The sequence below is a fragment of the Paraburkholderia dipogonis genome, from assembly GCF_046027395.1.
In the GTDB taxonomy this organism is placed as follows: domain Bacteria; phylum Pseudomonadota; class Gammaproteobacteria; order Burkholderiales; family Burkholderiaceae; genus Paraburkholderia; species Paraburkholderia dipogonis_A.
Genome location: NZ_JAQQEG010000129.1, coordinates 1 through 527 on the forward strand (window position 1 = coordinate 1; position 527 = coordinate 527).

Consider the following 527-nt stretch of genomic DNA (forward strand, 5'->3'; position numbering starts at 1 on the left):
CCCGGTAATTCGCGACGTCCTCCTCGTAGACGGCGCGCGCATTCGCGAGGTTGCCCTTGCGGCGTCCACCGTCGAAAATCGGAATATTCAGCGCCGTTCCGGCAAGAGGTCCGAGCAGGAACGCCCGGCTGCTCCATTTGAAGAGGTCGCCAATCGTCGCCGATTCGAAGCCGCCCGTACCCGTGATGGTGAGTGAGGGGAAGAACGCCGCCTTCGCGACGCCGATGCGCGAGTTGGCCGCGGCCATCGAACGCTCTGCTGCAGCGATATCCGGCCGACGCTCGAGCAGCGAAGATGGCAGGCCCGGCGGCACGCGCAGGTTGACCGGCTTGATCGGATCCGCCGCCATCGAGAACTCGGCCGGCGCCTTACCGAGCAACACGGCGAGGCTATGCTCGGAGGCGGCTCGAAGACGCTGTACCGTCATTGCGTCCGACTGCGCGGAGGCGAGTTCAGCTTTTGCTCGCGAAAGGTCGAGTTCAGTGATTTCGCCTTCCGTATAGCGGCGCTGTACCAGCTTCAGGGCC

General features: G+C 64.7%; 1 protein-coding gene. It reads right to left on the reverse strand.

All coding sequences use genetic code 11. The annotated features are described in order from the left end of the window. A partial coding sequence (locus PQR32_RS42160; protein ID WP_408241815.1) for a TolC family protein occupies nt 1–527 on the reverse strand: 527 nt, incomplete at both ends.